This is a genomic window from Stenotrophomonas sp. SMYL89 (genome assembly GCF_036319985.1).
Lineage (GTDB): Bacteria > Pseudomonadota > Gammaproteobacteria > Xanthomonadales > Xanthomonadaceae > Stenotrophomonas > Stenotrophomonas maltophilia_Q.
Genome location: NZ_JAWIRW010000005.1, coordinates 70,920 through 96,689, shown reverse-complemented (window position 1 = coordinate 96,689; position 25,770 = coordinate 70,920). Strand labels below are relative to the sequence as shown.

22 protein-coding genes are annotated in these 25,770 nt (G+C 67.7%); 9 read left to right on the top strand and 13 right to left on the bottom strand.

The window, feature by feature from the left end:
* Positions 1 to 94: 94 nt before the first annotated feature.
* The 3 genes from V3B41_RS08115 to V3B41_RS08105 all read right to left on the bottom strand — a co-directional run bounded on the left by V3B41_RS08115 (position 95) and on the right by V3B41_RS08105 (position 2,846).
* Positions 95 to 811 (bottom strand): ABC transporter substrate-binding protein, encoded by a 717-nt coding sequence (locus V3B41_RS08115; protein ID WP_019338955.1) that lies wholly within the window; start codon positions 809 to 811, stop codon positions 95 to 97.
* Between the two features lie 62 nt (positions 812 to 873).
* Positions 874 to 2,397 carry a carotenoid oxygenase family protein gene (locus tag V3B41_RS08110; RefSeq protein WP_329860617.1) on the bottom strand — a complete coding sequence of 508 codons (1,524 nt, stop codon included), beginning with the start codon at positions 2,395 to 2,397 and terminating at the stop codon, positions 874 to 876.
* A 26-nt stretch (positions 2,398 to 2,423) separates the two neighbouring features.
* Positions 2,424 to 2,846, bottom strand: a complete 423-nt coding sequence (locus tag V3B41_RS08105; protein ID WP_295547025.1) for a DUF2141 domain-containing protein — start codon at positions 2,844 to 2,846, stop codon at positions 2,424 to 2,426.
* Between the two features lie 161 nt (positions 2,847 to 3,007).
* On the opposite strand from V3B41_RS08105, the gene V3B41_RS08100 reads away from it, so the two are divergent.
* From V3B41_RS08100 to V3B41_RS08090, 3 genes are read left to right on the top strand one after another with little or no spacing between them, the layout of a single operon-like run.
* Positions 3,008 to 4,108 carry a histidine kinase gene (locus V3B41_RS08100; protein WP_049428965.1) on the top strand — a complete coding sequence of 367 codons (1,101 nt, stop codon included), beginning with the start codon at positions 3,008 to 3,010 and terminating at the stop codon, positions 4,106 to 4,108.
* The gene (locus V3B41_RS08095; RefSeq protein ID WP_329860775.1) at positions 4,105 to 4,743 is read left to right on the top strand and encodes a response regulator transcription factor; all 639 of its coding nucleotides are present in this window, start codon (positions 4,105 to 4,107) and stop codon (positions 4,741 to 4,743) included. Before V3B41_RS08100 ends, V3B41_RS08095 begins: the two co-directional genes overlap by 4 nt.
* A gap of 22 nt (positions 4,744 to 4,765) precedes the next feature.
* Positions 4,766 to 5,137 carry a VOC family protein gene (locus tag V3B41_RS08090; RefSeq protein WP_295547022.1) on the top strand — a complete coding sequence of 124 codons (372 nt, stop codon included), beginning with the start codon at positions 4,766 to 4,768 and terminating at the stop codon, positions 5,135 to 5,137.
* Positions 5,138 to 5,202: 65 nt separating this feature from the next.
* Here V3B41_RS08090 and V3B41_RS08085 read toward each other — a convergent pair whose 3' ends face one another.
* From V3B41_RS08085 to V3B41_RS08075, 3 genes are all read right to left on the bottom strand, one after another.
* Positions 5,203 to 5,442 (bottom strand): hypothetical protein, encoded by a 240-nt coding sequence (locus V3B41_RS08085; protein WP_329860613.1) that lies wholly within the window; start codon positions 5,440 to 5,442, stop codon positions 5,203 to 5,205.
* 93 nt (positions 5,443 to 5,535) lie between these two features.
* A complete protein-coding gene (locus tag V3B41_RS08080) occupies positions 5,536 to 6,375 on the bottom strand; it encodes an arylamine N-acetyltransferase (protein ID WP_295550480.1) in 840 nt (279 codons plus the stop codon).
* Positions 6,376 to 6,478: 103 nt separating this feature from the next.
* The gene (locus tag V3B41_RS08075; protein ID WP_329860611.1) at positions 6,479 to 7,186 is read right to left on the bottom strand and encodes a hypothetical protein; all 708 of its coding nucleotides are present in this window, start codon (positions 7,184 to 7,186) and stop codon (positions 6,479 to 6,481) included.
* Between the two features lie 176 nt (positions 7,187 to 7,362).
* Between V3B41_RS08075 and V3B41_RS08070 the strand changes: the two genes are divergently transcribed.
* Positions 7,363 to 9,903: a methyl-accepting chemotaxis protein gene (locus V3B41_RS08070; protein ID WP_329860610.1), complete on the top strand. Its 2,541-nt coding sequence runs from the start codon at positions 7,363 to 7,365 to the stop codon at positions 9,901 to 9,903.
* Between the two features lie 120 nt (positions 9,904 to 10,023).
* Here the strand turns inward: V3B41_RS08070 and V3B41_RS08065 are convergent, their stop codons facing one another.
* The 5 genes from V3B41_RS08065 to V3B41_RS08045 form a co-directional block, all read right to left on the bottom strand.
* On the bottom strand, positions 10,024 to 12,546 hold the full coding sequence (locus V3B41_RS08065) for a sulfite reductase flavoprotein subunit alpha (protein WP_329860608.1): 2,523 nt from the start codon (positions 12,544 to 12,546) through the stop codon (positions 10,024 to 10,026).
* A gap of 621 nt (positions 12,547 to 13,167) precedes the next feature.
* Positions 13,168 to 13,731: a TlpA disulfide reductase family protein gene (locus V3B41_RS08060; RefSeq protein ID WP_329860606.1), complete on the bottom strand. Its 564-nt coding sequence runs from the start codon at positions 13,729 to 13,731 to the stop codon at positions 13,168 to 13,170.
* Positions 13,728 to 16,109, bottom strand: coding sequence for a protein-disulfide reductase DsbD domain-containing protein (locus tag V3B41_RS08055; protein WP_329860604.1), 2,382 nt, complete (start codon positions 16,107 to 16,109; stop codon positions 13,728 to 13,730). The genes V3B41_RS08060 and V3B41_RS08055 overlap by 4 nt, the downstream gene beginning before the upstream one ends.
* Positions 16,106 to 16,444: a divalent-cation tolerance protein CutA gene (gene cutA / locus V3B41_RS08050; protein WP_197633749.1), complete on the bottom strand. Its 339-nt coding sequence runs from the start codon at positions 16,442 to 16,444 to the stop codon at positions 16,106 to 16,108. Before cutA ends, V3B41_RS08055 begins: the two co-directional genes overlap by 4 nt.
* 68 nt (positions 16,445 to 16,512) lie before the next feature.
* Positions 16,513 to 18,303, bottom strand: coding sequence for an endonuclease (locus V3B41_RS08045; RefSeq protein WP_049427126.1), 1,791 nt, complete (start codon positions 18,301 to 18,303; stop codon positions 16,513 to 16,515).
* Positions 18,304 to 18,654: 351 nt separating this feature from the next.
* On the opposite strand from V3B41_RS08045, the gene V3B41_RS08040 reads away from it, so the two are divergent.
* The 3 genes from V3B41_RS08040 (at position 18,655) to V3B41_RS08030 (ending at position 21,418) form a co-directional block, all read left to right on the top strand.
* Entirely contained in the window at positions 18,655 to 18,942 is a 288-nt protein-coding gene (locus tag V3B41_RS08040) for a co-chaperone GroES (protein WP_049427125.1), read from the top strand.
* A gap of 81 nt (positions 18,943 to 19,023) precedes the next feature.
* Positions 19,024 to 20,673, top strand: coding sequence for a chaperonin GroEL (gene groL / locus V3B41_RS08035; protein WP_100443702.1), 1,650 nt, complete (start codon positions 19,024 to 19,026; stop codon positions 20,671 to 20,673).
* Between the two features lie 133 nt (positions 20,674 to 20,806).
* On the top strand, positions 20,807 to 21,418 hold the full coding sequence (locus V3B41_RS08030; RefSeq protein WP_049432082.1) for a DUF6445 family protein: 612 nt from the start codon (positions 20,807 to 20,809) through the stop codon (positions 21,416 to 21,418).
* Between the two features lie 28 nt (positions 21,419 to 21,446).
* Here V3B41_RS08030 and V3B41_RS08025 read toward each other — a convergent pair whose 3' ends face one another.
* Both V3B41_RS08025 and V3B41_RS08020 read right to left on the bottom strand, forming a co-directional pair.
* A complete protein-coding gene (locus tag V3B41_RS08025; RefSeq protein ID WP_329860601.1) occupies positions 21,447 to 22,610 on the bottom strand; it encodes a serine hydrolase domain-containing protein in 1,164 nt (387 codons plus the stop codon).
* A gap of 70 nt (positions 22,611 to 22,680) precedes the next feature.
* Positions 22,681 to 23,610, bottom strand: a complete 930-nt coding sequence (locus V3B41_RS08020) for a pepsin/retropepsin-like aspartic protease family protein (RefSeq protein WP_049432078.1) — start codon at positions 23,608 to 23,610, stop codon at positions 22,681 to 22,683.
* A gap of 106 nt (positions 23,611 to 23,716) precedes the next feature.
* On the opposite strand from V3B41_RS08020, the gene V3B41_RS08015 reads away from it, so the two are divergent.
* Together V3B41_RS08015 and V3B41_RS08010 are read left to right on the top strand one after the other, a co-directional pair.
* Positions 23,717 to 24,424 carry a response regulator transcription factor gene (locus V3B41_RS08015; RefSeq protein ID WP_049432076.1) on the top strand — a complete coding sequence of 236 codons (708 nt, stop codon included), beginning with the start codon at positions 23,717 to 23,719 and terminating at the stop codon, positions 24,422 to 24,424.
* Between the two features lie 32 nt (positions 24,425 to 24,456).
* Positions 24,457 to 25,755 (top strand): HAMP domain-containing sensor histidine kinase, encoded by a 1,299-nt coding sequence (locus V3B41_RS08010; protein WP_049432072.1) that lies wholly within the window; start codon positions 24,457 to 24,459, stop codon positions 25,753 to 25,755.
* Positions 25,756 to 25,770 lie beyond the last annotated feature (15 nt).

Sequence of the window (25,770 nt, the reverse complement as noted above, 5' to 3'; positions counted from 1 at the left end):
CCCCCCCCCCCCCCCCCCCCCCCCCTGCCCCCGCCGCCCCCCCCCCCCCCCCCCCACCCACCCCCCCCCCCCCCCCCCCCCCCCCCCGCTACAGTCACCGCACCAGCGTGACTGCCTGCCCGGCACGGGCGAACGCTTCGCCCAGCAAGGGACCGGTCTTGATCGCTTCCACCTCGTCGAACAGTGTCTGCAGTGCCTCGGCCGGGCGCGACGCTGGCGCCGCCACCGCCTGCTGGATCGCGGTGAAACGGTCGGCCAGCACGCGATGGCCGGGATGCGCCTGTGCCCAGGCCACCAGCGGCTGGCGCACGCCGGCGGCGGCATCCAGACGCTGCTGATCGAACAGGGTGATGGCCGCCGCCGAGGTCTCCGCCCGCTCGATCGTGGCGTTGCGCAGTTCACGGCTCAGGAACAGGTCATAGGCCGCGCCACGCCCCACCGCGATGCGCAGCCCTTCGCGGTCGAGGTCGGCCACCTGCTGCGCAGGGCTGTCCTCGCGAACCAGATAGGTGCCTTCGATCTCCACGTACGGGGCACTGAAGGCGATGCGGTCGGTGCGTGCCGGATCGATGGCCAGGAAAGCCAGGTCCCAGCCGTCTTCGCCCGCTGCGGCGACCACCGAGGCTGCGGCATCGTGGCAGGTGAAGCGTGCCTGCACCCCCATCCGTTGCGCCAATGCGGTAGCCAGTTCCAGCGAGGGGCCGCGCGGTGAGCGCGCATCGCCCTGTGCCAGCACCGGGTTGCCCAGGTTGATCGCCACGCGCAGGAAACCGTGCGGTGCCAGCGTACTTCGATGGTCGGCCAAGGACATGCAGGACTCCACGGGGCAGGGGAGTCCCAGCATGCCAACAACGGTGTCCGCGTAGCGTGGACTCAGCCGTGCGCGGCGAAAGTGCCGTGGAAGCCCAGTGGTACCGCATACGGCAGCCAGGCCTGTGCCAGCGGGCCGTCATCCACATGGCGCGCATCCAGCACCGCCAGGCCGCTGCGCTTGTTCACCGGGTCGAGCAGGGTGCCGACCAGCCAGCCGTCATCGGCGTTGCGACTGCCCGGCCGCGGCACGAACACATGTTCCTCGGCCATGATGTCCGGCCCGTAGTGCCACAGCTGGCGACGCCCACGCTCGATATCGAATGCAGCCACTGCGTTGAAGTACGGCGCCGTGGCCGGGCCATCGATGGTCGGCGCGTAGAGGCGCGCCCCCCGGGTGTTGGCCGAACGTGGATCGAACAGCGGGAACTCCACCGCGCTGATGCCCAGGGTTTCCCAGCGAGCCTGTCCGCGGCGCAGGTCCAGGTGCAACTCGACCAGGCTGGCGCCACTGTTCGCAGCGTGCGCGCCGTCCCCGGCCATCGCTTCCTGCATTGGCGAACGCGCTTCGTTGATGTCGTCGTGGCGCACCGCGCGCAGCACGATGCCGCCGTCGCGGGTGAAGGCATCGCCGAAGTGGTAGATCGCCGCGAACGGTGCCTCGAACCATTGCGCCTTGTCCGGCGCATCCTTGGCCACCACCGCGATGCGTGACGGGCGCTGCGACGCGAACTGCATGCGCTCGAAGAAGCTGCCGCCGGTGCCGGTGAAGTCGAACGGCATCAGCACGAACACCAGGTGCTGCTCGGTCATCGCAAAGGCATGCAGGTAGCCATGTTCCGGCGTTTCAATCACATTGGCACTGCGCAGCTTGCCGTCCCTGCCGATGTGCCAGACCAGCAGGCCGTGGCCTCCCATCAGGCTGATCGATCCGAAATTCCACACGCTGCCATCGCGGTCCGGCAGCGGATGCGCGGAGAACGGTAGCGCGGCCAGATCCGGGCGCCAGGTGACCGGCCCGAGGGTCTGCAGCGAATCGGGGTCCACTTCGAACGCCGAGCCGGACTCGCACAGCGCGAACAGCCGGCCATTGATCATCGTCACCGAGGTGTTGGCCACGTTGGCGTCATCGTTGTTGCGTACCGCCAGGGCACCGGGAACGCTGGAGCCGGCCGCCGGGTACTGGAAGCGGCCGGCCTTCTGTTCACGGCTGAACTTCGGCGTGGCCACCATGCGCCCGTGGTGGGTCAGGCTGCCATCGCCGTTGAAGCGCCAACCATGCACCATGCCATCGCCGTCGAACCAGTGGTCGTAGCGGAAGCCATCGCGCTCGGTCCAGGCCGGGCCATTGCGGTACAGCGTGCCGGCTAGGCCAGCCGGCAGCCGGCCCTGCAGCTGCACGGTGGCCGGGCCGAGGCTCTCGCTGGTGACGCTGCGCCAGCCCAGCAGCCACCCGTGCTCCTGCAGGCCCTGCGCGAAACGGGCCGGGTCACCGGCGAAGGCGGGTGCGCTGCGCAGTGCGGTGGCGCCCAGGGCCAGGCAGGCGCTGCTGCTGAGCAGGGTACGGAGGAAGCGGCGACGGTCCATGATGGCCTCGGGTCTGGATGCTGGAATCAGCGCAGGGTGATGTCGATGGCAGCGCCGGCAGCCGGCACGTCGACGCGTGCCTCGTCGAAGGTCGGCTTGCGCATCACCTGCGGGTTGTTGCTGAAGCCATAGCCTTCCACCGGCATGCCGACCAGGTTGGTGTCGAGCTTGCCGTTGTCGTTCTCGTCGTGGGTGAGCAGTACGGCATAACTGCCGGCCGGCAGGTTCTTGAATGTGAAGTGGGCGCTGTCGCCGCTGGGCGTCGCCTGCTGCGCCTGCACCGGCTTGGCCTTGCCGTCCCAGGCGGCAGCGCTGTCGACCAGTGCAACGCGCAGGGTGCCGGTCTGCACGCGGACATCGTGTACGGTCACTGCCAGATCGGCAGCGTGGGCACCACTGGCCAGGGCCAGGGCAGTCAGGGCGGTGCTGAGCAGGGCGGTGCGGATCATGGCGGTGGCTCCGGAGGTGGGTGGTGTGTTGCGGTGTGGAGCCAGTCTGCGCGGGGCGCGTTGGTGGGTTCAGGGCCAGTGGTCATCGATCCGACGTGCCAGAAGTCACTTTCTGCGTTGGACCCATTGCCGGTTGCTGCCGCGGCCGTCAGCATCAGGTCATGCCCAGCCTGTTCCGCCACCTGTTGCGTCCCCTCAGCCTCGCCGGCCTGGTCACCGTGCTGGTGGTGGGCCTGTCATTCGGCGTGCAGGGCGCCGGTGCCGGCCTCAGCCAGGCGTCGCTTGGCGCGTTCCTGCTGCTGTTCGTGGTGCACGGATGGGCGGCAATGCCGATCCGCGTGCGTGCACTGGCTGCGGCGCTGCAGGCCGTGCTGGCGATCACACTGGTTGCCCTGCAGCCGCGCACCGGAACCGCGCCGGTACTGCTGGTGGTGCTGGTGGCGCAGCTGGCCGAGCATTGGCCACCGCGCTTCGTGCTGGGTGTTGCACTGCTGGCCAACCTCGCCATGTATCTCGTGCTGCGCCACAGTGGTTTCACCCAGCCGTTGCTGGTGGTGCTGCTGTATGGCGGGTTCCAGGCATTTGCCGCACTGACCGCACACTACGCGCGCAGCACTGCGTTGGCCCGCGATGACCTGGCCCGCGTCAATGCCGATCTTCTGGCGACACGTGCACTGCTGGCCGACAGTGCACGCGATGCCGAGCGCCTGCGCCTGGCCCGCGAACTGCACGATGTGGCCGGGCACAAGCTCACCGCGATGCGCTTGAACCTGCGCGCCCTTGCGGCCGACCCTGTGCTGGCCGGGCGCGAAGGACTGGTGCTGGCCGAGCAGCTGTCCGGCGAGTTGCTGGCCGACATCCGCCAGGTGGTGCAATCGATGCGCGATGATCGCGGCCTCGATCTGGCTACTGCGCTGCACGCGCTGGCCGCGCCGTTTCCGCGCCCGAAGCTGCAGCTGCAGATCGGCGAGAGCGTGCGCGTGGCCGACCCGCTGATGGCAGAGACTGTGCTGCGCCTGGTACAGGAAGCGCTGACCAATGCCGCCCGGCATGGCAACGCAGACACCGTATGGCTGACGATCAACGAAGAGGATTCCCGGTTGCGTATCGACATCCGTGATGACGGCCAGTGCGCCGAGCGCATCCGAGAGGGCAACGGCATCGCCGGCATGCGTGAGCGCCTGGCCGCAGTGCGCGGCCAGCTGGAACTGGCCCGCACCGCGCAGGGTGGCATGCACCTGACCGCGTGGGTGCCAGCATGAGCGGCGGCGCGATCCGTGTTGCCCTGGCCGACGACCAGGCGCTGGTCCGTGCCGGCCTGCGCGCGCTGTTGCAGGGGCTGGGCGTGGAGGTGGTGCTGGAGGCCGAAGACGGCCAGGCGCTGCTGGATGCGCTGGCCACCCAGCCGGTGGACGTGGTGCTCAGTGACATCCGCATGCCCGGGATGGACGGCATCGAAGCGCTGCGCCAGCTGCGCGCACGCGGTGACGCCACCCCGCTGCTGCTGCTGACCACCTTCGACGAAAGCGATCTGCTGCTGCGCGCCAGCGAGGCGGGAGCGCAGGGATTCCTGCTCAAGGACGCAGCACCGGCCGACCTTCGCGAGGCGATCGAGCGCGTTGCCACCGGTGAGACCCTGCTGCTGCCGGTCAGCACCGAGCCGGTACGCGCCCGCTACCGCTTCCATGATGAAGCGCCGCCCACCGATACCTTCGGTGAGCGTGAAGTAGCGATCTTGCGCCTGCTGGCCGGTGGCTACAGCAACAAGGAGATCGCGCGCAGCCTGTTCCTGGCCGAGGGCACGGTGAAGAACTATGTCTCGGCGATCCTCGACAAGCTCGACACCCGTGACCGCACCCGCGCGGTGCTGAAGGCGATTACCCTGCGCATCATCTGAGTTGCCGGCACCAGGAAAAGTCATGAACTCGATCCTGCACGTTGAGATCCCCGCCAGTGACCTGGCCCGTGCCATTGCGTTCTACCAGCAATGGCTGCGGGTGGACGTGGATGCGCCGATCCTGCTGCATGACTGCCAGATGGCGTACCTGCCGTTTTCGGATGACGCGGAGGGTGCCAGCATGGCGCTGGTGCAAGGTGCGGACTACAGGCCCTCCGAGCAGGGCGCGCGCATCTACATCGGCGTGGATGACCTGGATGCCAGCCTCGCGCGCGCGCTGCAGTCAGGTGCCGAACTGCGCTTCGGCCCGGCCGATGCCGGCGATTGGCGAGTGGCCGAGATCCGCGACAGTGAAGGCAACCGCATCGCGCTGCAGGCCCGGGCAGTTCTGTAGAGCCGAGCCCACGCTCGGCTGCTGTTGGCCCAGCCGCCCAAGCTCAGCCGAGCATGGGCTCGGCTCTACAAGATCGAGGCACGCGAGCGCTGCCGCCAGTCGTTGATCGCCGGGTCCAGTCGTGGGTCGTCGGGCAGTTGCATGCCGAAACGCTGCTGCAGCACCTCGCGCACATCGCCGACATCGTGCAGCGGACGCTTGTCCGGCGCCTGCCCGGGGCGGTACTCGGTGTAGTTTCCGCTGCCGATGGTGCGGCGCCAGTCGGGCCAGGTCAGCGACGCGCGCAGCTGGCAAGGCAACCGCATCGCGCTGCAGGCCCGCGCAGTTCTGTAGAGCCGAGCCCACGCTCGGCTGCTGTTGGCCCAGGCGCCCAAGCTCAGCCGAGCATGGGCTCGGCTCTACAAGATCGAGGCACGCGAGCGCTGCAGCCAGTCGTTGATCGCCGGGTCCAGTCGTGGATCGTCGGGCAGTTGCATGCCGAAACGCTGCTGCAGCACCTCGCGCACATCGCCGACATCGTGCAGCGGGCGCTTGTCCGGCGCCTGCCCGGGGCGGTACTCGGTGTAGTTTCCGCTGCCGATGGTGCGGCGCCAGTCGGGCCCGGTCAGCGACGCGCGCAGCTGGCCCGGAAAGCTGGAATCGGGGTGGGTGCACACGTACCAGTTGCCCACCACGTTGTCGATCGGTGCCGGTGCCTGCAGATCGAAGCGGTACATCGCCCGCCAGCCGTCGCTGGATTCGGCTGACAGCACGAAGTCGCCCTGCTCGGGCAGGCGCTGCAGCAGATAGCGCTCGTGTGGCGTGGCCTGCGGCTGCGGGTCACGCAGCCGCAGCGGAACGGTCGGGGTCAGGCTGCCGAAACCGGCATCTACCAGCCAGTCATCGCCCTCTACCTGGACGCGCAGCAGCAGGTGGGTACGTGCCGTCAGTTCGCCGTCCTGTGCGGCCAGCAGTACACGCGCACTCAGCGGCTGCGCATCGAAGCCCAGTGCCTGCAGCAGGGCCAGCAGGCCGCCGTTGAGTTCGAAGCAGTAGCCACCCCGGCGCTCGTCGAGCAGCTTGCGCTGCACGCTGTCCAGGTCGATCGGCACCGCGTCGCGCAGCAGGCAGCTGAGCGTCTCGAATGGCAGCAGCGCGTTGTGGCGCTGCTGCAGCAGGGTCAGTCCGGCCAGCGTCAGCGGTGGCGGTGCATCCAGCTGCAGGCGTTGCAGGTAGCGGGAGACATCGAGCGTCGTCATCGTGGCACCGGTCGGGGGAGGGAGGTCCACTGTGCTCCCCCAACCGGGGTTGAGGTCAAGCGCGCCGGCGCGGCACAGCGTCAATTGGTGATGGCTTGACAGATCAAGGCACTGGCTTTTCTGCCTCGGGGATCGGGATCAAAAGAGACTCACTACGCTCATTGGGCTGGATAACTTTCCCGATTGCATCGTAGCTCCGCAGAGCGAACAGGGATACGCGCGTTGTAAAAGCGCCTAATGCTGCGACCAGAAGGCCGAGAACGACTCCCGCCCAAGAGCCCTGCATGGCGGGAAGCAGGCCTTCCAACCAAAGCAGGCTGCCGAACAGGTAGAAAATCATGCCAGTAGTGGCGGCAGTGTACCGCCAGCGACGCTCACGCAAGGGCATACGAAACTCAATGCTACTGCCGTCCTTACCGCGCCGTGCCAGCGTGCTGATGCCCCTGATATGGCGCCATTTGATGCTTGGTGAGTAACGGCGCATGAGACTGGCGTAAACCAGGCGCTCCTCGCGCTCGACGAGCACGCCATGGCGCTGTCGAAAGGCTTCTTGCAGCAAAGACTCCCTTACCCAACTTGTTTCCAGATCATTCTCCGACTGATCGGCGATCTTCAAAAGGTACTCGCGATCTCGGTGCTTTGATTCTCTCCACCGGTGGAAGTTGTCCATTGAGGGGACCAGGAACAAGCGTAGGACGGGCGCCAGGGCGAGTATGAAGGCGCCGATCCAGACAGGGACGCCAAGGGCTTGGATCTGGGTGAGCACTGTGCTGCTGAGCATGGTTGCGTTTGCTCCGGGGTAGGTCTGCATGAAACTTCGTTCTATCAGCTGTGATTCTCAGCAGTTGAGAAATGACCATCTGCTTTGTCATCCCCCCGTCGCTTGCGCCTCGTAAAAATCGCAGGGCTGGATCAATGCAAAAAAATGGCGCTAAAGTTTCCTTGGGGCTGGCCGATACAGGTGCGTCCTTCCGCCTGGAGTCTGTCATGTCGGCCGTTGTCCCCCACCTCAGGTCCCTGCGCGCGCGCCTTGGCACGTTGCGCTCGGCGTCCCCCGGCCTGCTGCGCTGGCTGCAGCCGCATCGGCTCAGCGTGGCCAACAAACTCAAGGCGACCCTGTGGGTCTGTGGGCTTGGCCTGGTCGCGATCGCTGCCGTGTACGCCTGGACCGGCCACGCCAGCGCACAGGCTGCACGCAGCCAGGCCAGCTACCAGCGCGGCAGCGATCTGGCTGCGAGCCTGGCCACGCGGGTGGCCGAAGCGCGCCGCCTGCAGACCCAGTATGCACGCAGTTTCGATGATGCCGACCGCAACCAGTTGCTGGTGACCCAGAAAGCCCTGCAGGCCGATCTGCAGGCGCTGCGTGCGATGCCGATGGATGCCGGCCGGCGCAAGGCCCTGCAGGCGCTGACCGAGGCCGCTGACGCGTTCTCGCAGGGTGTGGTAGCGCTGTTCGAACGTGTCGATGAAATGGGTCGCGGCGACGCTGGCCTTGCCGCGCAGCTGCAGCAGGCGGCCGATGCCCTGCAGACCCAGGTGGACGCCCAGCAGCGACCGTCGCTGGCGCTGTCCCTGCAGAAGATGCGCCGTCAGGAGGCGCTGTTGCTGCTCGATGGGGATTCCACGCATGCTGATCGTGCGAGCGAAGAAAAACTGCCATTCGATCTGGCGCTGGCCGGTCTGCCTACCGATTTGCAGGACGCCCTGCGCAGCGGAATGGAGGGCTACCAGATCGCGTTGCTGGGCTACACCGCCGCGCGTGTCGGGCTGGATGTGGAGGCACAGTCACTGCTGGAAACCGCCGCTGGCGTGGCACCGGCGCTGGCCGCATTCCAGCAGGCACAGGTCGCGGCGCTGGCCAGTGCACAGGCACGCCAGCAAGCCGGCGCACGCGCCATGAGCGTGCTGTTCGCACTCACGCTGCTGCTGGTTGCCGGTGTATTGATCACCAGCCTGGTGCTGGTCCTGCGCGCGGTGCGCCAGCCGATCCAGGACACCCTGCGTTTCGCCAGCGACATCGCTGACGACCGCCTGGACACCACCCTGCGCGTCTACAACGCCAACGACGAGATCGGCCAGCTGGCCCAGCGCCTGGTCGACATGCAGCAACGCCTGCGTGCGCGCATCGAGACCGAGCGGGCGGTGGCGCGCGGCAACACCCGCGTGCGCCAGGCGTTGGACAGCGCGCAGACCGGCCTGATGGTGATCGATGCGGAAGGGCAGGTCGCCTACGCCAACCCGGCACTGCTGCTGCAGCTCGAGCGCCGCATCGAAGAGCTGGTGGGCAGCGACGCAGTGCGCCTGCATCCAGCGCTGGGCAGCCTGGCCAGCGTGCGCCAGCGCGAGGAGCGCGAGATCGGCCATGCAGGGGTGCGCTACCAGCTGATTGCCAACGCCATCATCGACGAAGGCCAGTTCCTTGGCGTGGCGGTGGAATGGCGCAGCCGTGCGCTGGAAACCCTGTTGGAAACCGAAGTGGCCGCGCTGGTCGACGCCGCCGCTCACGGTGACCTGCATGGGCGCATCGCGCTTGAGGGCAAGCAGGGCTTCGTGCGCACGCTGTCGACCAGCATCAATCGCCTGCTGGCGACCTTTGAAACCAATCTCGGCGACCTGCAGGCACTGCTTGCCGCGCTCGCCCGCGGTGACCTCAGCGTGCGCATGGAGGGTGAACTGCAGGGGGTGTTCGCGCGCATGCGCGACGATGCCAATGCCACCGTCGCTCAGCTCGGCCGCATCGTCACCCGCATCCAGCACGCCACCTCCAGCCTCGACACCGGTGTTGGCGAGATCGTTGCCGGTCATCACGACCTCTCGCAGCGCACCGAACAACAAGCGGCCAACCTGGAAGAAACGGCCGCATCGATGCATGAGCTGACCGACACCGTTGGCCGCAATGCAGATGCCGCAGGGCGTGCCGACGCGCTGGTCAAGGGTGCCGCAGCGGTGGCACAGCGCGGCGGTGAGGCGGTGGGCCAGGTGGTGGCGACCATGCAGGGCATCAGCGAGGCGTCGCGCCGGATCGGTGATATCACCCAGCTGATTGATGGCATCGCTTTCCAGACCAACATCCTTGCGCTCAATGCGGCCGTGGAGGCGGCACGTGCGGGCGAGCAGGGCCGCAGCTTTGCCGTGGTGGCGGCAGAAGTACGCCTGCTGGCCCAGCGCAGTGCCGATGCGGCGAAGCAGATCAAGGGATTGATCGAGGATTCGGTGGCGCGGGTCGGGCAAGGCAACCAGCAGGCCGAGCAGGCGGGCACCACCATGGGCGAGATCGTTGGCAGCGTGCAGCAGCTGGCCGAGCTGCTGGCCGGTATCCGCAGTGCATCGCAGGACCAGCATGCCGGCATCGCGCAGGTGAACCAGACCATCGTGCAGATGGAAGCCAGCACCCAGCGCAACGCCAGCCTGGTGGAAGAAGCCGGTGCCTCCACCGCGCAGATGCAGGCGCAGGTACACGCGCTGGCCGAAGCGGTGGGCGCGTTCCGGCTGCAGCCGGAACAGCGGGCGGCACGCGCGGCGGCCTAGGCGGTGCTGTGGGCCGGAGGGGAATCAGCCGAGCGCAGGCTCGGCTCTACATCATCGGGCTCGGGAAACACTGTAGAGCCGAGCCCATGCCCGGCTCACGCCAATGCGCGGTGGCAGGAATCAATACACGTCGCGACGGTAGCGCCCGCTCTCCAGCAGTGTTTCCACCGCCTCATCACCGAGCGCTTCACGCAGCACCTGGTCCACGCCTTCGGCCATGCCCTGCAGCGAACCGCACACGTGGATGACGGCACCACGCTGCATCCAGTCGCGCAGGGCATCGGCCGCCACGCGCAGGCGATCCTGTACGTAGCCGCCGTCGCCATCGCGCGAGAACGCCAGGTCCACCCGCGCAAGATGACCGTTGGCCTGCCAGGCCTCGATCTCGTCGGCGAACAGGAAATCGTGCGCACGCTGGCGTTCACCAAACAGCAGCCAGTGCCCGTGTTCTCCCGCATGGGCGGCTTCGCGCAGCAGGCTGCGCAGGCCGGCGATGCCGGTGCCGTTGCCGATCAATACCATGGGTGCACCGGTCACGCGATGGAAACCCGGATTGCGGTGCACGCGGGAGGCGATGCTGGCGCCTATCGGCGCATGCACTGACAGCCAGCCCGAGCCCAGGCCGGTGCGTCCGGCTTCGTCATGGACCAGCCGTACCACCAGCTCGACCGCACCGTCATCCGTACAGGACGCGATGGAGTACTCCCGCCCCGGCAGCAGTGACAGCCCTGCCAGCCACAGGCACGCATCCTGCACCGCCAGCGCAGCATCGGCATCGGGCAGCTCGCGCTCGCTGGCCAGCGCCAGCAGCGTGCGCGGCTGGCCGTCGATCAGCAGCGGCTGCAGGGGATCCAGCCCATGTGCCTTCAGTACCGCACCGGCGTGCTGTGCGTTGTGGCGGGGCGCGATATGCAGGATGTCGCCCGCCTGCCACTGCACCTCGGCCGGCGCAGCAAGACGGATGCGCCAGATCGCACCGCCGATGCTGCCTGGATTGAGGCGGTCGCGGCCGAGCAGGCGCCACTCGTGCATCTGCGTGGCGGCCGGCAGCACGCTGTCATCGGTGGCGATGCCGGTCAGCGCGCCCAGCTGTTGCTGCCACTGGCGCAGCGCCGGTACCGCAGCGGCATCGACATCGATGCGCCCGAACAGCGCACGTGCACCGTTGCCCAGCAGCCAGCCATCGAATTGGCGGCCAAAGCCGCAGTAATGCGGGTACTGGCGGTCACCGAGGGCGAGCAGGCCGAACTGCAGGCCCGACAGATCGGGCGCTTGTGCCAGCAGCCGTCGCGCAGCGCCCCGCGCCGCATCCGGAGGTTCGCCATCGCCAAAGGTGCTCAGCACGAACAAGGCCTGCGCAGTGCGCGCGAGCTGCGTGGCATCGACCCGGGCCAATGGCAGTACCTGCACAGCATGGCCAGCGGCCTGCAGCTGCGCGGCAGCACGCCAGGCCAGCTGTTCGCCCAGCCCGCTCTGGCTGGCATGCACGACCAGCCAAGGTGCGCGGCCATCATCGGCGGCGGCAACTGGAAGCGACTGGCGCAGCCCGCGTGCGGCACGCTGGCTGCGGCGACGGTCCAGGTACAGCATCCAGCCAGTGATGAAGAACAGGCTCATGCCCAGGCTGCTGAGCACCACCACCACGCGCCCGGGTATGCCGAAGTAGCTGCCCGAGTGCAACGCGAACACGCTGGTGGCCAGCTGGCCGCCGGTGCCCTGGCGCGCGTAGGGGCGCGAATCGAGGATTGCCCCGCTGGCCGGATCCAGTTGCAGCAGATCATGTGCACGGTCATGGTGGCCGCCGCGCTGAGACGGATCACCGGCCATCACCCGCACGTTGAGTACCTGGCCGGGCTTTTCCGGCAGGCGCAGGTCGATGAAGCCGGTGCGCACGCCGGGCAACGCATACAAGGTGGTTTCCACGCGGCGCAGGTCCAGCGTCGTGTCGGTGGCGACCTTGTGCTTGGCCGCCGGCGCGACGCCCAGCAGGGTGTTGGCGGCGCTGCGGTACCAGTCGAACGACCACCACAGGCCGGTCAGCGCACTCATCAGGTAGATCAACAGCACCCAGGTGCCGACCACCGAGTGAAGGCTCCACAGGAACCCGCGGCCGCTGCGCTTCCACTCCACCGCCAACCAGCTGCGCCAGTGCCACCAGCGCCGCGGCCAGCGCAGATAGAGGCCGGACAGGGTGAAGAACAGCAGGGCGATGGCACAGCTGCCGGTGATCCATTTGCCGCGCTCGCCCGCAGCGAGGTGGCGATGCAGGTCTTCGACGAAATCGAAGAAGGCCTGCCCGCGCAGCGCGCTGAAGCGTTCGCCGCTGTACGGGTCGAAGTACACCCAGTGCTCTTTGCCGCCAGCGAACCGTGCGACTGACGGTCGCTGTCCGGTGGCATCGATGCGCAGGCGTTGCAGTGGTCGCTCGCTGCCGGCCTGCAGCAGCGGCACCAGTTCAGTGAGCGCCAGCGGATGCTGGCCTTCGGAATGGTGTTCGGCGATTTCGGCGAAGCCGGGGTTGGCGGCACGCAGCAGTTCGTCCTCGAAGGACAGCACGGCGCCGCTGAGGCCCATCACGGCCAGGACGGCACCGGCAGTGATGCCCAGCAGCCAGTGCAGTTGGAACATGACGTTCTTGAACATCGGAGGAGGAGGGCCCGGAAGGCTGCCGCCCGCATCCTGCGCAACAGCAAATGAGAATTAGTCGCGTAATTCTCCGGGGCGCCCTGCCTGCGGTCAAGCAGGGGGTATCGGCCGGGCGGCGCCCGGCACCCGCTTCAGGCCAGGGCAACAGCAACAGCGTGCATTCCGTGGGATGGCAGGGTGGGTCCGGTGGCGGGGGACGCCGTAAACCCGTCCTTGGGGGCTTGGCCGCGGCATCCATGCCGCGGACACCCCCGCCACCGGACCCACCCCGCCTTCGACAGATCTCCGCGATCTGTAGATCCACGCTATGCGTGGATGCTCTTCGTTCAATTGTCGGAATATTCGATTTCGATGGAGATCCATCCACGCATGGCGTGGATCTACCGTGTCGACCAAGGTCGACATCTACCAACAGCCATCGGAATCTGTAAGAGGTGGGGCGGTGTCGGAGTGCGGGGTGTCAGCCGCATGGATGCGGCTGCCAAGCTTACAGGGACGTACTTGCAGCGTCCCCGCACTCCGACATCGCCCCGCCATCCCACGGAAAGCCCGCTGTAGCTGTTGCTTCGGCTGTTGCTCTGGCCTGAAGCGGGTGCAGGGTGCAACCCTGCCGAACCCTCACTTCACCCAGCGTTCGATTTCGCCGTGAGCGAACGGTCCCAGCTTCGCCTTGACCATCCGCCCCTGCGCATCGAACAGCACGCTGTAGGGCAGCAGGCCCTGCGCGTTGCCCAGCTGCACGCTGGCATCGCGCGGGCCCGGTGTCTCGATCACGATCGGGTAATCCACCGGCACCTGCCGCAGGAAACGGCGCACGTCTTCCGGGGTATCCAGTGCCAGGCCCAGCACCTGCACACCGTCGTCGCCCTGCACCTGGGCGAAGCGGGCAAGTTCCGGCATCTCTTCCACGCAGGGGGCGCACCAGCTGGCCCAGACGTTGATCAGCAGTGGGCGGCCGGCGAAGCGCTTGTGCAGGTCCAGGGGGCGGCCTTCAAGATCGGGCAGCGACAATGCGGGCAGGCTGTCGCCAACCTGCAGGACCGGCGTCGCAGGCGCGACGGCGGGCGCCGCCGGCATGGCCCCAGGCATCACCGGCGCCGGTGCCAATCGATGGCCGGCCCACAGGCCAAGGCCGGCGGCCAGCACCGCTGTCCACAGCAGCGCTGGCCGTTGCCACTTCATCGTGCGGTGCGCAGCAGCGCTTCCTCGACCACGGCCTGGGTCAGCAGCGTCGGCAGCACGGTCGGCGGTGCACCGGGGCCGTACACCACGTACAGCGGCACGCCGACGGCTTTGTGTTCTTCCAGGAACGTGGTGATCTGCGGATCGACGTTGGTGTAGTCACCGCGCATGTACACCGCGTTGGTGCGCTTGAGCAGGTCCTTGAACTCCGGGCGCGACAGCACGGCGCGCTCGTTGGCCTTGCAGCTCACGCACCAGTCGGCGGTCATGTTGACGAACACCACGCGGTTGTCGGCGCGCAGGCGGTCCAGCAGCTGCGGCGAGTACTCCACCACGTTGTCGCTGGCCGCCTGTGCGGCGCGTGCCGGCGGTGCCAGCTGGGTCACGCCCCAGGCCGGTACCAATGCACCGATCGCCAGCAGCACACCGAGCAGGGTCACTGCACGCGAGCCGGTCCAGCGGTTGCGCTCGAACAGCCACAGGCCGAAGGCGAACAGCAGCAGGCCACCCAGCACCAGCGCCATGCCGTCCACGCCGCGCTGCTTGCCCAGCACCCACAGCAGCCACAGCGCGGTGGCATACATCGGGAAGGCCAGCACGTGCTTGAGCGTTTCCATCCACGGGCCCGGCTTGGGCAGGCGGCGCGCCAGCGCCGGCACGAAGCCGATCAGCAGGAACGGCAGCGCCAGGCCCAGGCCGAGGAACAGGAACACGGTCATCGCCTTCAGCGGCGGCGCAATGAACGCGTAGGCGATCGCGCCACCCATGAACGGGCCGACGCAGGCACTGCCGACCACGCAGGCCAGCGCACCGGTGAAGAAGTCGCCGGCCGGGCCGCTGCGGCTGGCCAGGGACTGGCCAAGGTTGCCGATGCCACCGCCGAGGGTGAACACACCGGACAGGCTCAGCCCCACCGCGAACATGATGTAGGCCAGTGCCGCCACCACGCCCGGATGCTGCAGCTGGAAGCCGATGCCGACGGCGTTGCCGATCGCGCGCAGGCCGACCATCAAGGCGCCGATCACCGCGAAGGCGACCAGCACGCCCAGCGTGTACCAGAGCGCGTGGCTGCGCGCGCGCTGCGGGCTCTCGCCGCTCTGCGCCAGGCTCAGCACCTTCAGCGACAGGATCGGCAGCACGCACGGCATCAGGTTCAATACCAAGCCACCGGCCAAGGCCAACAACAGCACCCAGACGAACGAGCGGTCCGGGTTCGGCGTGGTCGCCGGCGGACGCGTGCGCAGTGCGTTGTCACCCTGCGCATCGGCGGCGAATTCATTGCCGGAGGCAACGTCACCCGCAGTGGCCGACGCCGCTTCGGTGTTGGGCACGGTCGGCAGCAGGCGCAGTGGGGCGCCATTGGCAGCTTCGCGCGGTGCACCGGCGGCACCGGGCAGCGGGTTGATCACCTCGTTGCGCGGCGGTGTCTGGTCGGCGTTGGCGCTGACCTTGCCGGCCGGGATCGACAGCTTCACCCGGCGGGTCATCGGCGGGTAGCAGATGCCATCGGTCTGGCAGCCCTGGAAGGTCACCACCAGGGTGCTGTCGACCGCGTCGGCAACGGAGCGGCGCAGCGGCAGCGGTACTTCCACCTGGTTGAAGTAGACCGATACATCGCCGAAGTGTTCATCACGATGCGACTGCGCAGCCGGCCAGCGCGGCGTGCCGGCCTGCGCGCCGGTGCTGCCTTCCAGCTTCAGCGAGGTGCGGTCGCGATACAGGTAGTAGCCCGGCGCCGGGCTGAAGCGCAGCAGCAGGGTGTTGCCGTCGCTGGCGATGGCATCGAAGCCGAACGCCTGCTCGGACGGAAGCGGCAGCGCCTGGCTGTTGCTGGCGGCACCCGGCAGGCGCAGCCCGCCGCTGTTGCCGGCACCTGCCAGCGGATTGTTGAACGGGCTGGCGGCACCGGCACGCGCGGCAGGGGCCGCGGCCTGTGCACCGGCACCGGGCAGGCTGACCTGTACCACGCGCTTCTGCGGCGGGTAGCAGACACCGGCGTCGGCACAGCCCTGGTAGCGTACTTCCAGGCTGATGGTGCCTGCGGCATCGGTCGGCGTGCCGGGCAGGGTAGCCTGCAGGCGTTCGCGATAGGTTTCGACTTCGCCGAAGAAATCGTCGTGGTGCTTGTCGCCCTTGGGCATCTGCAGCGCGCCGGCATTGAACGCCGGATCGGCCTTGACGCTGGTGCGGTGGCGATACAGGTAGTAGCCGGGTGCGATCTTGAACTGCAGTTGCACCTGGCCGCGCTCGGGGGCGGTGGCGGTCAGCGCGAACGCCTGGTCCACCGGCAGCAGGTCCTTCTCATCCAGCGCGAACGCTGGCAGCGAGAGCCACAACAGGGCGCACAGGGCGGCGCCACGCGCAAACAGAGTCTTCAATCAGTGTCCTCCCGGGTCTGTGCCCGGATCCAATCCAGATACGCCGGCAGGCCGGCCCGGGTTTCGACCGCGATGCACTCCGGGAGTTCATACGGATGCAGTTCGACGATCCGTGCAATCGCGTCATCGACGCGGCTTCCGGTGGTCTTCACCAGCAGCTGCAGCTCGGCGTCGGTGGTCATCTCGCCCTGCCAGCGGTAGGTCGACTGTGCGCCATCGAGGCGGGTCACGCACGCGGCCAGGCGCTCGCCGACCAGCGCGTGCGCGATGCGCTCGGCACTGGCCCGGTCCGGGCAGGTGGTCAACAGCAGCAGGACGGGATCGACGGTCGACATGGCCGTCGAGTATAGGGCCGCCGCCGGGTCAGGGCCCGGCGGCGGCAGTGGACCGCTGCGTTGCGCGGTCAGTTGGCCAGCTGGCAGGTCGCCGGCTTGGCCGAGGTGAACAGGCCCGGGGTCGCCCACTCGGGGTGGTCGATGAACGGGTTGCGGTTGCCCTGGAAGCTGTAGATCACGTCATTGCGCGCACGTTCGGCATCATCCGGCGGGTCGGACAGGTGCCAGTCGATCAGCGTGGACAGCAGGCCCATGTAGGCCGGCGAACTGCTGGTCTTGACGATCTTGCTGCGGTCGTCGGTCAGCTCCAGGTCCGGCTCGGACTGGCCGGTGGCCGCATCCTTGCCGCCCTCGTAGCGGATGGCCATGTACATCACCGCACGCGCCATGTCGCCCTTGCGCTTGCCCCACACCTCGAACGTGCCGGTGTTGCCGTCCGGCGTGCGCACCCAGTTGGAATTGCCCGGATAGCCACCGCTGCCGCCGCCCTGGCCGTTGTTGGCCTCGGTGGCACGCTCGCCGCAGCCGGCATCGCACTTGGCGTACGGCTTGTTGCCACGGTCGGCGTTCCACTGTGCATCGGTCAGGTACAGCATGTGGGTGTCGGTGTACGGCGCGTACGGCAGGCCCTTGTCACCGGTGGTGCTGGCAAAGCCCAGCGAGTTCGGCCAGGTGTGTTCGCGGTTGTACTTCAGGCCACTGCCGCTGCCGGCGCGATCGGTCACCTTGGCGTAGCTGCGGTTGCGATACGCGTCGAGGATGCGGTTCGGGTTGTTCGGGTCCTCGTCGGCAATCTCCAGGATGGTCCAGGTGCTGGTGCCCGAGCCGCTGTACGGGTAGGCGGTGTGGCCCTTGATGGTGGCGTGCAGCGAGCAGCGCAGCTGGCTCGGGCTGGAGGTGTTCACCTTGGAGTAGTAGCCGGCCGGCACGCCCGGGTTGCCCGGGTCCGGATTGCCGCCGGTGCTGGCCACGGTGAACGCGATGCGGCTGTCGGCGGCCGGGTGCGCGCCCTGCAGGTCGGTGATGCGCGCGGCGCGGATATCGAAGCGGCAGGCCTCACCGGCCACCAGCGCGGTGTTGGTGGACAGCTTCACGCTGCGGCCGCTGGCCGGGAAGGTCAGCGGCACGCTGCCGGAGGTGCCGCAGCTCAGCGCGAAGGCGCCACTGGCCAGGTTCACCGTCTCGCTGAACACCACTTCCAGATCGGCCGCGGCCGGGAAGGTGCTGCTGCCCTGTGCCGGGGTGGTGGTGGACACCGACGGCGGTGTGTTCGGGCCCGGGGTGCCGCCGCCGCTGAAGGTCTGGCCGTTGTTGCAGCTGCCGAAGGTCTGCCTGGCCGACTCGGCCCAGGTGAAGTGCGCGTACTGGCTGCCGCTGCCGGTCAGCTGCAGCGAGGTGCCCGGGGCCGTGCTGTTGGTCTCGGCCACCGGAATGTTCTGGCTGGTCATGCCGGCGGCAGGGCCACCGGAGGCGGTGATGGCGCCCTCGTAGCTGAGGAACTGGACCACCTTGCCGCTGGCATCGACCAGGGCGATGCCATCGTTCGGGCCGTTCTGGATGCCGTTGGTCGGGTAGTTGACCACGGCGATGGTCGCGCTGCCGCAGCCTGCGGCGGTGCCGGCCGGGACCGGGTTGTTGGCGTAGACCGCGGCAGCCGAAGGATTGCTGCCGTTGTAGAGGTAAAGCCGATAGCCGGACAGGTCCTCTCCGGCGGTGGCGACGACCTCGATCGCTTCGCCGACGTCACCGGCGGCGGTGCTGTCGTCGTAGTGCAGTTCGTTGATGAAGACCTCGGCCTGGGCCGGCGCGGCGGCCAGCGCCAGCAGGCAGGCGGCGGCAAGCGGGGACAGCAATCGCATCGACAACTCCTTGTGATTGGGAATGCGCGGCCGAGCCTAAGGCCGATCCAGTGACACTTTGTCGTAAATGAACGTCAGATATCTGACAGTGGGACATTGGTCACCAAATGTCACCCGTTCCCCCCTTGGCTTGCGGCACTGCATCCCTATACAGGCGTCCACGCAGGGAAGGATGTTTCCGGGCCCGGAGAAAAATTTCGGGATCGGCCCTTGAAAGGCCTGTGGAGGTCTCCATCTCTGTCGTGCTCCCGACTTGTCGGGCTTTTTCACGCGCGTTGCTGGCACTCGCCCGGTGCGACTGCTAACATCGCCAGACTTTTTCAGACCAATCAATAACTTAAGAGGTCTCTCATGAGCATCAAGCCGCTGCACGACCGCGTTGTGGTCAAGCCGATCGAAGCCGACGAAATCTCCGCCGGTGGCATCGTCATTCCGGATTCGGCCAAGGAAAAGTCCACCAAGGGTGAAGTCGTGGCCGTCGGCCCGGGCAAGCCGCTGGACAACGGCAGCGTGCGTGCGCCGTCGCTGAAGGTTGGCGACAAGGTCATCTACGGCCAGTACGCCGGCAGCTCGTACAAGAGCGAAGGCGTCGAGTACAAGGTCCTGCGTGAAGACGACGTGCTCGCCATCATCGGCTGAGCCTCGGCGCGACCTGCTTTTCTGTAAGACATCCCTTTTCGTCGCCGGGCCCGGCCCGGTGCAAACATCGAGGTAATCGCAATGGCTGCCAAGGATATTCGTTTCGGTGAAGACGCCCGTTCGCGCATGGTGCGCGGCGTCAACGTTCTCGCCAATGCCGTCAAGGCCACCCTGGGCCCGAAGGGCCGCAACGTCGTGCTGGAAAAGAGCTTCGGCGCCCCGACCATCACCAAGGACGGCGTCTCCGTCGCCAAGGAAATCGAACTGGCTGACAAGTTCGAGAACATGGGCGCGCAGATGGTGAAGGAAGTCGCTTCCCGCACCAACGACGACGCAGGCGACGGCACCACCACCGCCACCGTGCTGGCCCAGGCCCTGATCCGCGAAGGCGCCAAGGCTGTGGCCGCCGGCATGAACCCGATGGACCTCAAGCGCGGTATCGACAAGGCCGTCGTGGCCGCCGTCACCGAGCTGAAGAACATCTCCAAGCCGACCGCCGACGACAAGGCGATTGCCCAGGTCGGCACCATCTCGGCCAACTCGGACGAGTCGATCGGCCAGATCATCGCCGACGCGATGAAGGAAGTCGGCAAGGAAGGCGTGATCACCGTTGAAGAAGGCTCGGGCCTGGACAACGAGCTGGACGTGGTCAAGGGCATGCAGTTCGACCGCGGCTACCTGTCCCCGTACTTCATCAACAACCAGCAGTCGCAGACCGCTGACCTGGATGACCCGTTCATCCTGCTGCACGACAAGAAGATCTCCAACGTCCGTGACCTGCTGCCGGTGCTGGAAGGCGTCGCCAAGGCCGGCAAGCCGCTGCTGATCGTTGCCGAAGAAGTCGAAGGCGAAGCGCTGGCCACCCTGGTGGTCAACACCATCCGTGGCATCGTCAAGGTCGTGGCCGTCAAGGCACCGGGCTTCGGCGACCGTCGCAAGGCGATGCTGGAAGACATGGCCGTGCTGACCGGCGGCACCGTGATCTCCGAAGAAGTTGGCCTGTCGCTGGAAAAGGCCACCATCAAGGACCTGGGCCGCGCCAAGAAGGTGCAGGTTTCCAAGGAAAACACCACCATCATCGATGGCGTGGGTGACAAGGCTGCCGTCGACGCACGCGTCGGCCAGATCAAGACCCAGATCCAGGACACCTCCTCCGATTACGATCGCGAGAAGCTGCAGGAACGCGTGGCCAAGCTGGCCGGCGGCGTTGCCGTGATCAAGGTCGGTGCTTCGACCGAAATCGAAATGAAGGAAAAGAAGGATCGCGTCGACGACGCCCTGCACGCGACCCGTGCAGCCGTTGAAGAAGGCGTGGTCCCGGGCGGCGGCGTTGCCCTGGTCCGTGCGGTCACCGCACTGGCTGGCCTGAAGGGTGCCAACGAAGACCAGAACCACGGCATCCAGATCGCCCTGCGCGCGATGGAAGCCCCGCTGCGCGAAATCGTTGCCAACGCCGGTGAAGAGCCGTCGGTCATCATCAACAAGGTCAAGGAAGGCACCGGCAGCTTCGGCTACAACGCCGCCACCGGCGAGTTCGGCGACATGCTGCAGTTCGGCATCCTGGACCCGACCAAGGTGACCCGTTCGGCGCTGCAGAACGCTGCTTCGATCGCTGGCCTGATGATCACCACCGAAGCCATGGTTGCCGAAGCTCCGAAGAAGGACGAGCCGGCCATGGGTGGCGCCGGTGGCATGGGTGGCATGGGTGGCATGGGCGGCATGGACTTCTAAGGTCCACGCCCGCGTCGGACGTTGCCGGCCCTGGCCGGCGCGTCTCCCCGATGCAAAGGAAAACCCCGCCGCGAGGCGGGGTTTTTTGTTGCACGGTTGCCGCCATGGCGCCGCGTCGCTACGCTCGGCGACCATGCCTACCTCGTTCATCGTCGTCGACGACTTCCTCTCTCCGGCCGATGCGCACGGCCTGCGCCAGGCCGGCCTGGGCCTGACCTACCCGGCGCAGGAGGGTGCATTCCCCGGCCGCAATTCGCTCGAGCGGCTGGAGCTGGACGGCCTGTCCGAGGCCGCATCGCGGCTGGTCAACGAGCCGCTGCGGCCGGTCAATCCGCTGCAGTCGCACGGCAAGTTCCGGCTGACCCTGGCCAGCGATGTCGGTCGCGCCAAGGTGCACACCGATCATTCGCACTGGTCCGGCATCCTCTACCTCAGCGCGCCGGAGCACTGCGAAGGCGGTACCGAATTCTTCCGCCATCGCCGCACCAACACCGAGCGCATGGCGCTGAACGCCCACGAGCTGGCTGCGCTGGGCTACGCCAATGGCGGCGACATGCATCGCGACATCATCGAACGCGACAGCATCGACGACAGCCAGTGGGAGATGACCATGCGCATCCCGATGCGCTTCAACCGCCTGGTGCTGCTGCGCCCGTGGTTCTGGCATACCGCAGGCCCGGCCTTCGGCGACCGCCCGGAGAATGGGCGGCTGGTGTACCTGATGTTCTTCGAACAAGCGCGTTGAGCAGAAGCCATCCACGCATGGCGTGGATCTACTTCACGAACCCCTTCCCTGCGCCGTATTCCCACCGCCAGGGCACGCCGGTATCGCCCAGCACGAACGCCACCAGTGCCGGGAACGTAGCCTCCGACCGCACATCGTTGCCCAGGATCACCACGCAGCGCTGCTGCCGCTCCACGCACACCAGCGTGTTGCCCACCGCATCATCGTGGCCGCCCTTGTAGAAGCCTGCGCCTTGCGGGCCACGGAACGTCACTACGCCCAGGCCCGCCGCCAGGTCCTTGCGCTGCTGCGCCTTCGGCAACTCCGGCTGCAGGGTGGGGAACTGGCTGGCGGTGGTGATCGGCAGCTGCGGCCGCACCAGCTCCTTGCGCATCGCCGCTGACAGTCCATCGCCGCGCACGTAGCCGGCAGCGAAGCGGGCCATGTCGGCGATGGTGGTATCCATCGAACCGGCCGCACGCACGCGGCTGCGCTCATCGTGCGGCTCGGCGGTGCCCTCCATGGTCCAGCCATCGGCCAGGTTGGTGGCGAAGTCTTCGCGCCACATCATGCTGGTGCGGGTCATGCCGAAGCGGTCGAACACCCGCTGCTGCATCAACGCGCCCACATCCTCGCCCAGCCGCCCGCGCTCGATCACGAACTGCAGCAGGATCAACCCTTCGCCGGAATAGCCGTAGCGGCTGCCCGGATCGAAGTGGAACTTCAGCCGGCCGTCCGGTTCGAGGAACCCGAAGTTGGCAAAGCCACTGGCGTGGTTGAGCAGCAGGCGAGGGGTGAGCTGGCGCCAGCGCGCATCATCGGCCAGCACGCTGTAGTCGGCGTACTTCTTCGTTTCGGGCGGATAGTCCGGCAGCGGCTTGTCCAGCGCTGTGGCGATGCTGGCATCCAGATCGATCCTGCGGTCCTGCGCCAGCTGCGCGACCAGATGGCCGAATGCCATCTTGGTCAGCGAGGCGGCATACATCACCGTATCGGTGCGCAGCGGCTCGCCTGCGGCGTTGCGTTCGCCGTAGGCAGCCACGTGCACCACCTTGCCGCCATCGATCACCGCCAGCGCCAGGCCACGCACCTGTGCGGCCCGCATCAGCCGCTGCACTTCGGCATCGATGCGGGCCGGCGAGGGTACCGGGGGTGGTGCGGCCAGCACGGCCAGCGGGAACAGCGTCAGCAACAACAGGGCAGCACGGCGCATGCGTGGACCTCCTGGCGGGACGTGGCGCGATGCTACGCCAGCCCGCGGTCCGCGTCATGGCACGCCGGGGTCACGTCACCGCCGGCTGGCGCAGGCAGATCCGGGCGGCGCCGGCGCTGATGTCCACCTGACTGGCGACCATGGCGTCGGCGCCGAGGATCAGTGCGGGGCGAGCCTCCAGCCCGATGGACCTGAACACCGACAGTTCGCTGATCCTGACCTCCATCGCCGGGTGCTGCCAACCGGTGCCGGACATGCCGGACAGGGTGTACAACCACGTCGCCTGCGGCTGGCCCCCCAGTCCCTGCGTGCCTTTCTCGCGGACCCGCAGGCGCTCATCGCTGCCGTCGATGCGCAGGCCCAGTGCGCGGGCGGCTTCGGCATTGAGCACGGTCTGCGCGGCACCGGTGTCGACCACCGCGATGGCTTCCACTTCCGCCTCACCCAGTTTCACGGTAATGAAGGCGAAGTGTTCCAGGCCGTCGCGCCGATCAGGCAGTGCATTGGCCTGGCACTGGCGACCATCGACGCCAAGCTGCCCGGGCTTCCACAGCGCCAGCTCACCACGGCTGAAGTCCCAGCGGGTATCCCAACGGCCGGTCAGGTCGTTGCCGATCAGGCCGTCGACGGCGGGGTCATCGTCCTTCTGCAGATTGGAAAGGTCGGCCTGCACACCGCTGACGCGCAGCTGCCATCCGCCAATCCGCCAGGAGGTCGTGTGCATGCGCTGCAGCGGCGCGCTCTGGGCGCTGGCCCCCTGCGCATGCGTGGTGGCGGACCGGGGATCCTCCAGCCCGTGGCGGCGGGCTACCCGACCGTCGACGAGGGTGACCCCAGCCGCGCTGTCGACCACGAAGCGCAGCGGTTCGGCGCTTCCGTTCAGTGAGACGGCCACTGCCGGATGGTTGCCCTGCATCCACATCGGCAGCACGTGTACAGGCGGGGCGGCGGCCAGCGCGGGGAATGCAGCGGCAAGCAGGGGCAGAACGGACAGGCGCACGTTGGATCTCCGGACTAGAAGTGGAGGCCTATTGGCGTGCATCGGCGTATCCCGCGAATATCGGCGTTGATACCGTCCTGATACATGCCTGCGGGATACTGGCTGCATGAACACTCCTGCCCGGGTCATCGTTGTCGATGACGATGCCAGCATCCGTGACGCCATCGCCGACTGCCTGCTGCTGCATGGCTACCAGGTGCGCGTGGCAGCCGACGCTGCAGGCCTGGATCTGCTGCTGCTGAACGAGCGTCCGGACGCCATCATCCTGGACTGGATGATGCCCGGAGAGGACGGCCTGTCGGTGTGCCGCCGGCTGCAGGCGCGGGCCATCCCGATCCTGATGCTGTCGGCGATGGGGGCCACACCGGACCGCGTGATCGGCCTGGAAATGGGAGCGGACGACTATCTGGCCAAGCCCTTCGATCCACGCGAACTGCTGGCGCGGGTGCGTGCCCTGCTGCGCCGGCAGGACAAGCTGCGCGCCCAGGTCGCCAGCGAGCTGCGGTTTGCCGGCTGGCGATTGCTACCCGATCAGCGCCGCCTGTTCACACCCGATGGCCGTGAACTCGCGCTCAGCCGGGGGGAGTTCGCCCTGATGCTGGCGTTGGCCGAGCGCCCCGGACGCGTGCTGGGACGGGAGCAGCTGCTGCAGTTGACCCATGGCGAAGACAGCGACAGCGTCGACCGCGCCGTCGATCTGGCGATCAGCCGGCTGCGCCGCAAGCTGGGCCAGGCGGCTCCCGGCGCGGAAGCGCTTGTGCAGACGCTGCGCGGCGAAGGCTATCGCTTCGGCGCCGAGGTACATGTGCTGTGAGCGCTCGTTGGTCCACTGCACGCTGGATCGCGATGGTGGCCCTGGCCAGCCTGCTGCTGGCCACGCTGGTCAGCGTCGCGGTGGTGGGCTGGATGCCACGACCCGCACCGCCCCCCATGCGGCTGGACCAGGCCATGCAGGTCGTTCGTGGCGAACGGCCCGCCATGCCGCTGGGGCTGCATCTCGAAACCCGTGCGTCGCCGCCGCAGGGCAGCAGCAATGGCTGGCTCACCCACCTGGTTGCGTCGCAGATGGGCCTGCCGCTGGAACACGTGCGGTTGGTCTGGAGTGGCCGCGGCAAGGCGCCTGATGTGAAGGTCATCGAAGGCGGCATGGAACTCGATGGAAATGCACGGACGGACGCGTTGCAGGCGCAGGTGTCAGTGCTGACCAAGATGCAGTGGTCACCCTTTGAACTGGCGGTGCGCCAAGCTGATGGCCGATGGCACGTGGTCGGCAGCGACCACAGCGATCTGGCGGCGTGGCGTCGGCAGGTCGTGCTGGCGCTGGTAGCGGGGACCGTGCTGTTGGCACCCCTTGCCGCCTGGGCATCGGTCCGCCTGGGACGGCCGCTGCGGCGGCTGGCCGAGGCCAGTGCACAGGTCGAACTGCAGGACGGCACACCACTGCCGGACGACGGCCCACGCGAAGTACAGATGCTGGCCGCAGCGATCAGCACCGGGCGCGAGCGCCTGCGCGAACAGGCCCAGGACATGACGCGCATGCTGGCCGCAGTAGCGCACGACCTGCGCACGCCGTTGACCGGCCTGCGTCTGCGTGCGGAGTTCGCACCGCCGGCACAGGCCGCGCGGATGGTGGCTGACATCGAACGCATGGATACGATGATCGAGCAGGTGCTCGATTACGCACGCGGCGAACTGCAACCACTGCAGTTGCGGCCGCTGGATCTGGCCGCGTTGCTGGAGGAATGCGTGCACAGTGCCCTGCTGCGCGGCATCGAAATCTCCATCGAGGGACCGGATGCCCTGCCGTGGCAGGGTGACGCGCTCCTGCTGCGGCGGGCGATCGACAACCTCATCGACAACGCAGACCGCTACGCCGGTGCGGTAGACCTGCACGCCGCCATGGCAGGCAATCGGATGCAGCTGGATGTGATGGACCGCGGCCCGGGCATCGCCGAGGACGACCGCGCACGCCTGCTGCAACCCTTCCAGCGCAGCGAGAGCTCGCGCAGCCGCGCCACGGGTGGGACCGGCCTGGGCCTGGCGGTGGCGGCCAACGTCGCACGACGGCATGGGGGCGAGCTTCTGCTGCTGCAGCGTGATGGCGGCGGACTGATCGCACGCCTGCTGCTGGGGCCGGTTTCCTGATATCGCTGGGATATT

Coding starts and splice junctions, on each gene's coding strand:
- V3B41_RS08070 (WP_329860610.1), top strand. CDS start 7,363: ATGTCGGCCGTTGTCCCCCACCTCAGGTCCCTGCGCGCGCGCCTTGGC.
- V3B41_RS08090 (WP_295547022.1), top strand. CDS start 4,766: ATGAACTCGATCCTGCACGTTGAGATCCCCGCCAGTGACCTGGCCCGT.
- V3B41_RS08075 (WP_329860611.1), bottom strand. CDS start 7,186: ATGCAGACCTACCCCGGAGCAAACGCAACCATGCTCAGCAGCACAGTG.
- V3B41_RS08085 (WP_329860613.1), bottom strand. CDS start 5,442: ATGCGGTTGCCTTGCCAGCTGCGCGCGTCGCTGACCTGGCCCGACTGG.
- V3B41_RS08030 (WP_049432082.1), top strand. CDS start 20,807: ATGCCTACCTCGTTCATCGTCGTCGACGACTTCCTCTCTCCGGCCGAT.
- groL (WP_100443702.1), top strand. CDS start 19,024: ATGGCTGCCAAGGATATTCGTTTCGGTGAAGACGCCCGTTCGCGCATG.
- V3B41_RS08095 (WP_329860775.1), top strand. CDS start 4,105: ATGAGCGGCGGCGCGATCCGTGTTGCCCTGGCCGACGACCAGGCGCTG.
- V3B41_RS08060 (WP_329860606.1), bottom strand. CDS start 13,731: ATGAAGTGGCAACGGCCAGCGCTGCTGTGGACAGCGGTGCTGGCCGCC.
- V3B41_RS08010 (WP_049432072.1), top strand. CDS start 24,457: ATGGTGGCCCTGGCCAGCCTGCTGCTGGCCACGCTGGTCAGCGTCGCG.
- V3B41_RS08015 (WP_049432076.1), top strand. CDS start 23,717: ATGAACACTCCTGCCCGGGTCATCGTTGTCGATGACGATGCCAGCATC.
- V3B41_RS08065 (WP_329860608.1), bottom strand. CDS start 12,546: ATGTTCAAGAACGTCATGTTCCAACTGCACTGGCTGCTGGGCATCACT.
- V3B41_RS08105 (WP_295547025.1), bottom strand. CDS start 2,846: ATGATCCGCACCGCCCTGCTCAGCACCGCCCTGACTGCCCTGGCCCTG.
- V3B41_RS08115 (WP_019338955.1), bottom strand. CDS start 811: ATGTCCTTGGCCGACCATCGAAGTACGCTGGCACCGCACGGTTTCCTG.
- V3B41_RS08080 (WP_295550480.1), bottom strand. CDS start 6,375: ATGACGACGCTCGATGTCTCCCGCTACCTGCAACGCCTGCAGCTGGAT.
- V3B41_RS08100 (WP_049428965.1), top strand. CDS start 3,008: ATGCCCAGCCTGTTCCGCCACCTGTTGCGTCCCCTCAGCCTCGCCGGC.
- cutA (WP_197633749.1), bottom strand. CDS start 16,444: ATGTCGACCGTCGATCCCGTCCTGCTGCTGTTGACCACCTGCCCGGAC.
- V3B41_RS08040 (WP_049427125.1), top strand. CDS start 18,655: ATGAGCATCAAGCCGCTGCACGACCGCGTTGTGGTCAAGCCGATCGAA.
- V3B41_RS08025 (WP_329860601.1), bottom strand. CDS start 22,610: ATGCGCCGTGCTGCCCTGTTGTTGCTGACGCTGTTCCCGCTGGCCGTG.
- V3B41_RS08110 (WP_329860617.1), bottom strand. CDS start 2,397: ATGGACCGTCGCCGCTTCCTCCGTACCCTGCTCAGCAGCAGCGCCTGC.
- V3B41_RS08045 (WP_049427126.1), bottom strand. CDS start 18,303: ATGCGATTGCTGTCCCCGCTTGCCGCCGCCTGCCTGCTGGCGCTGGCC.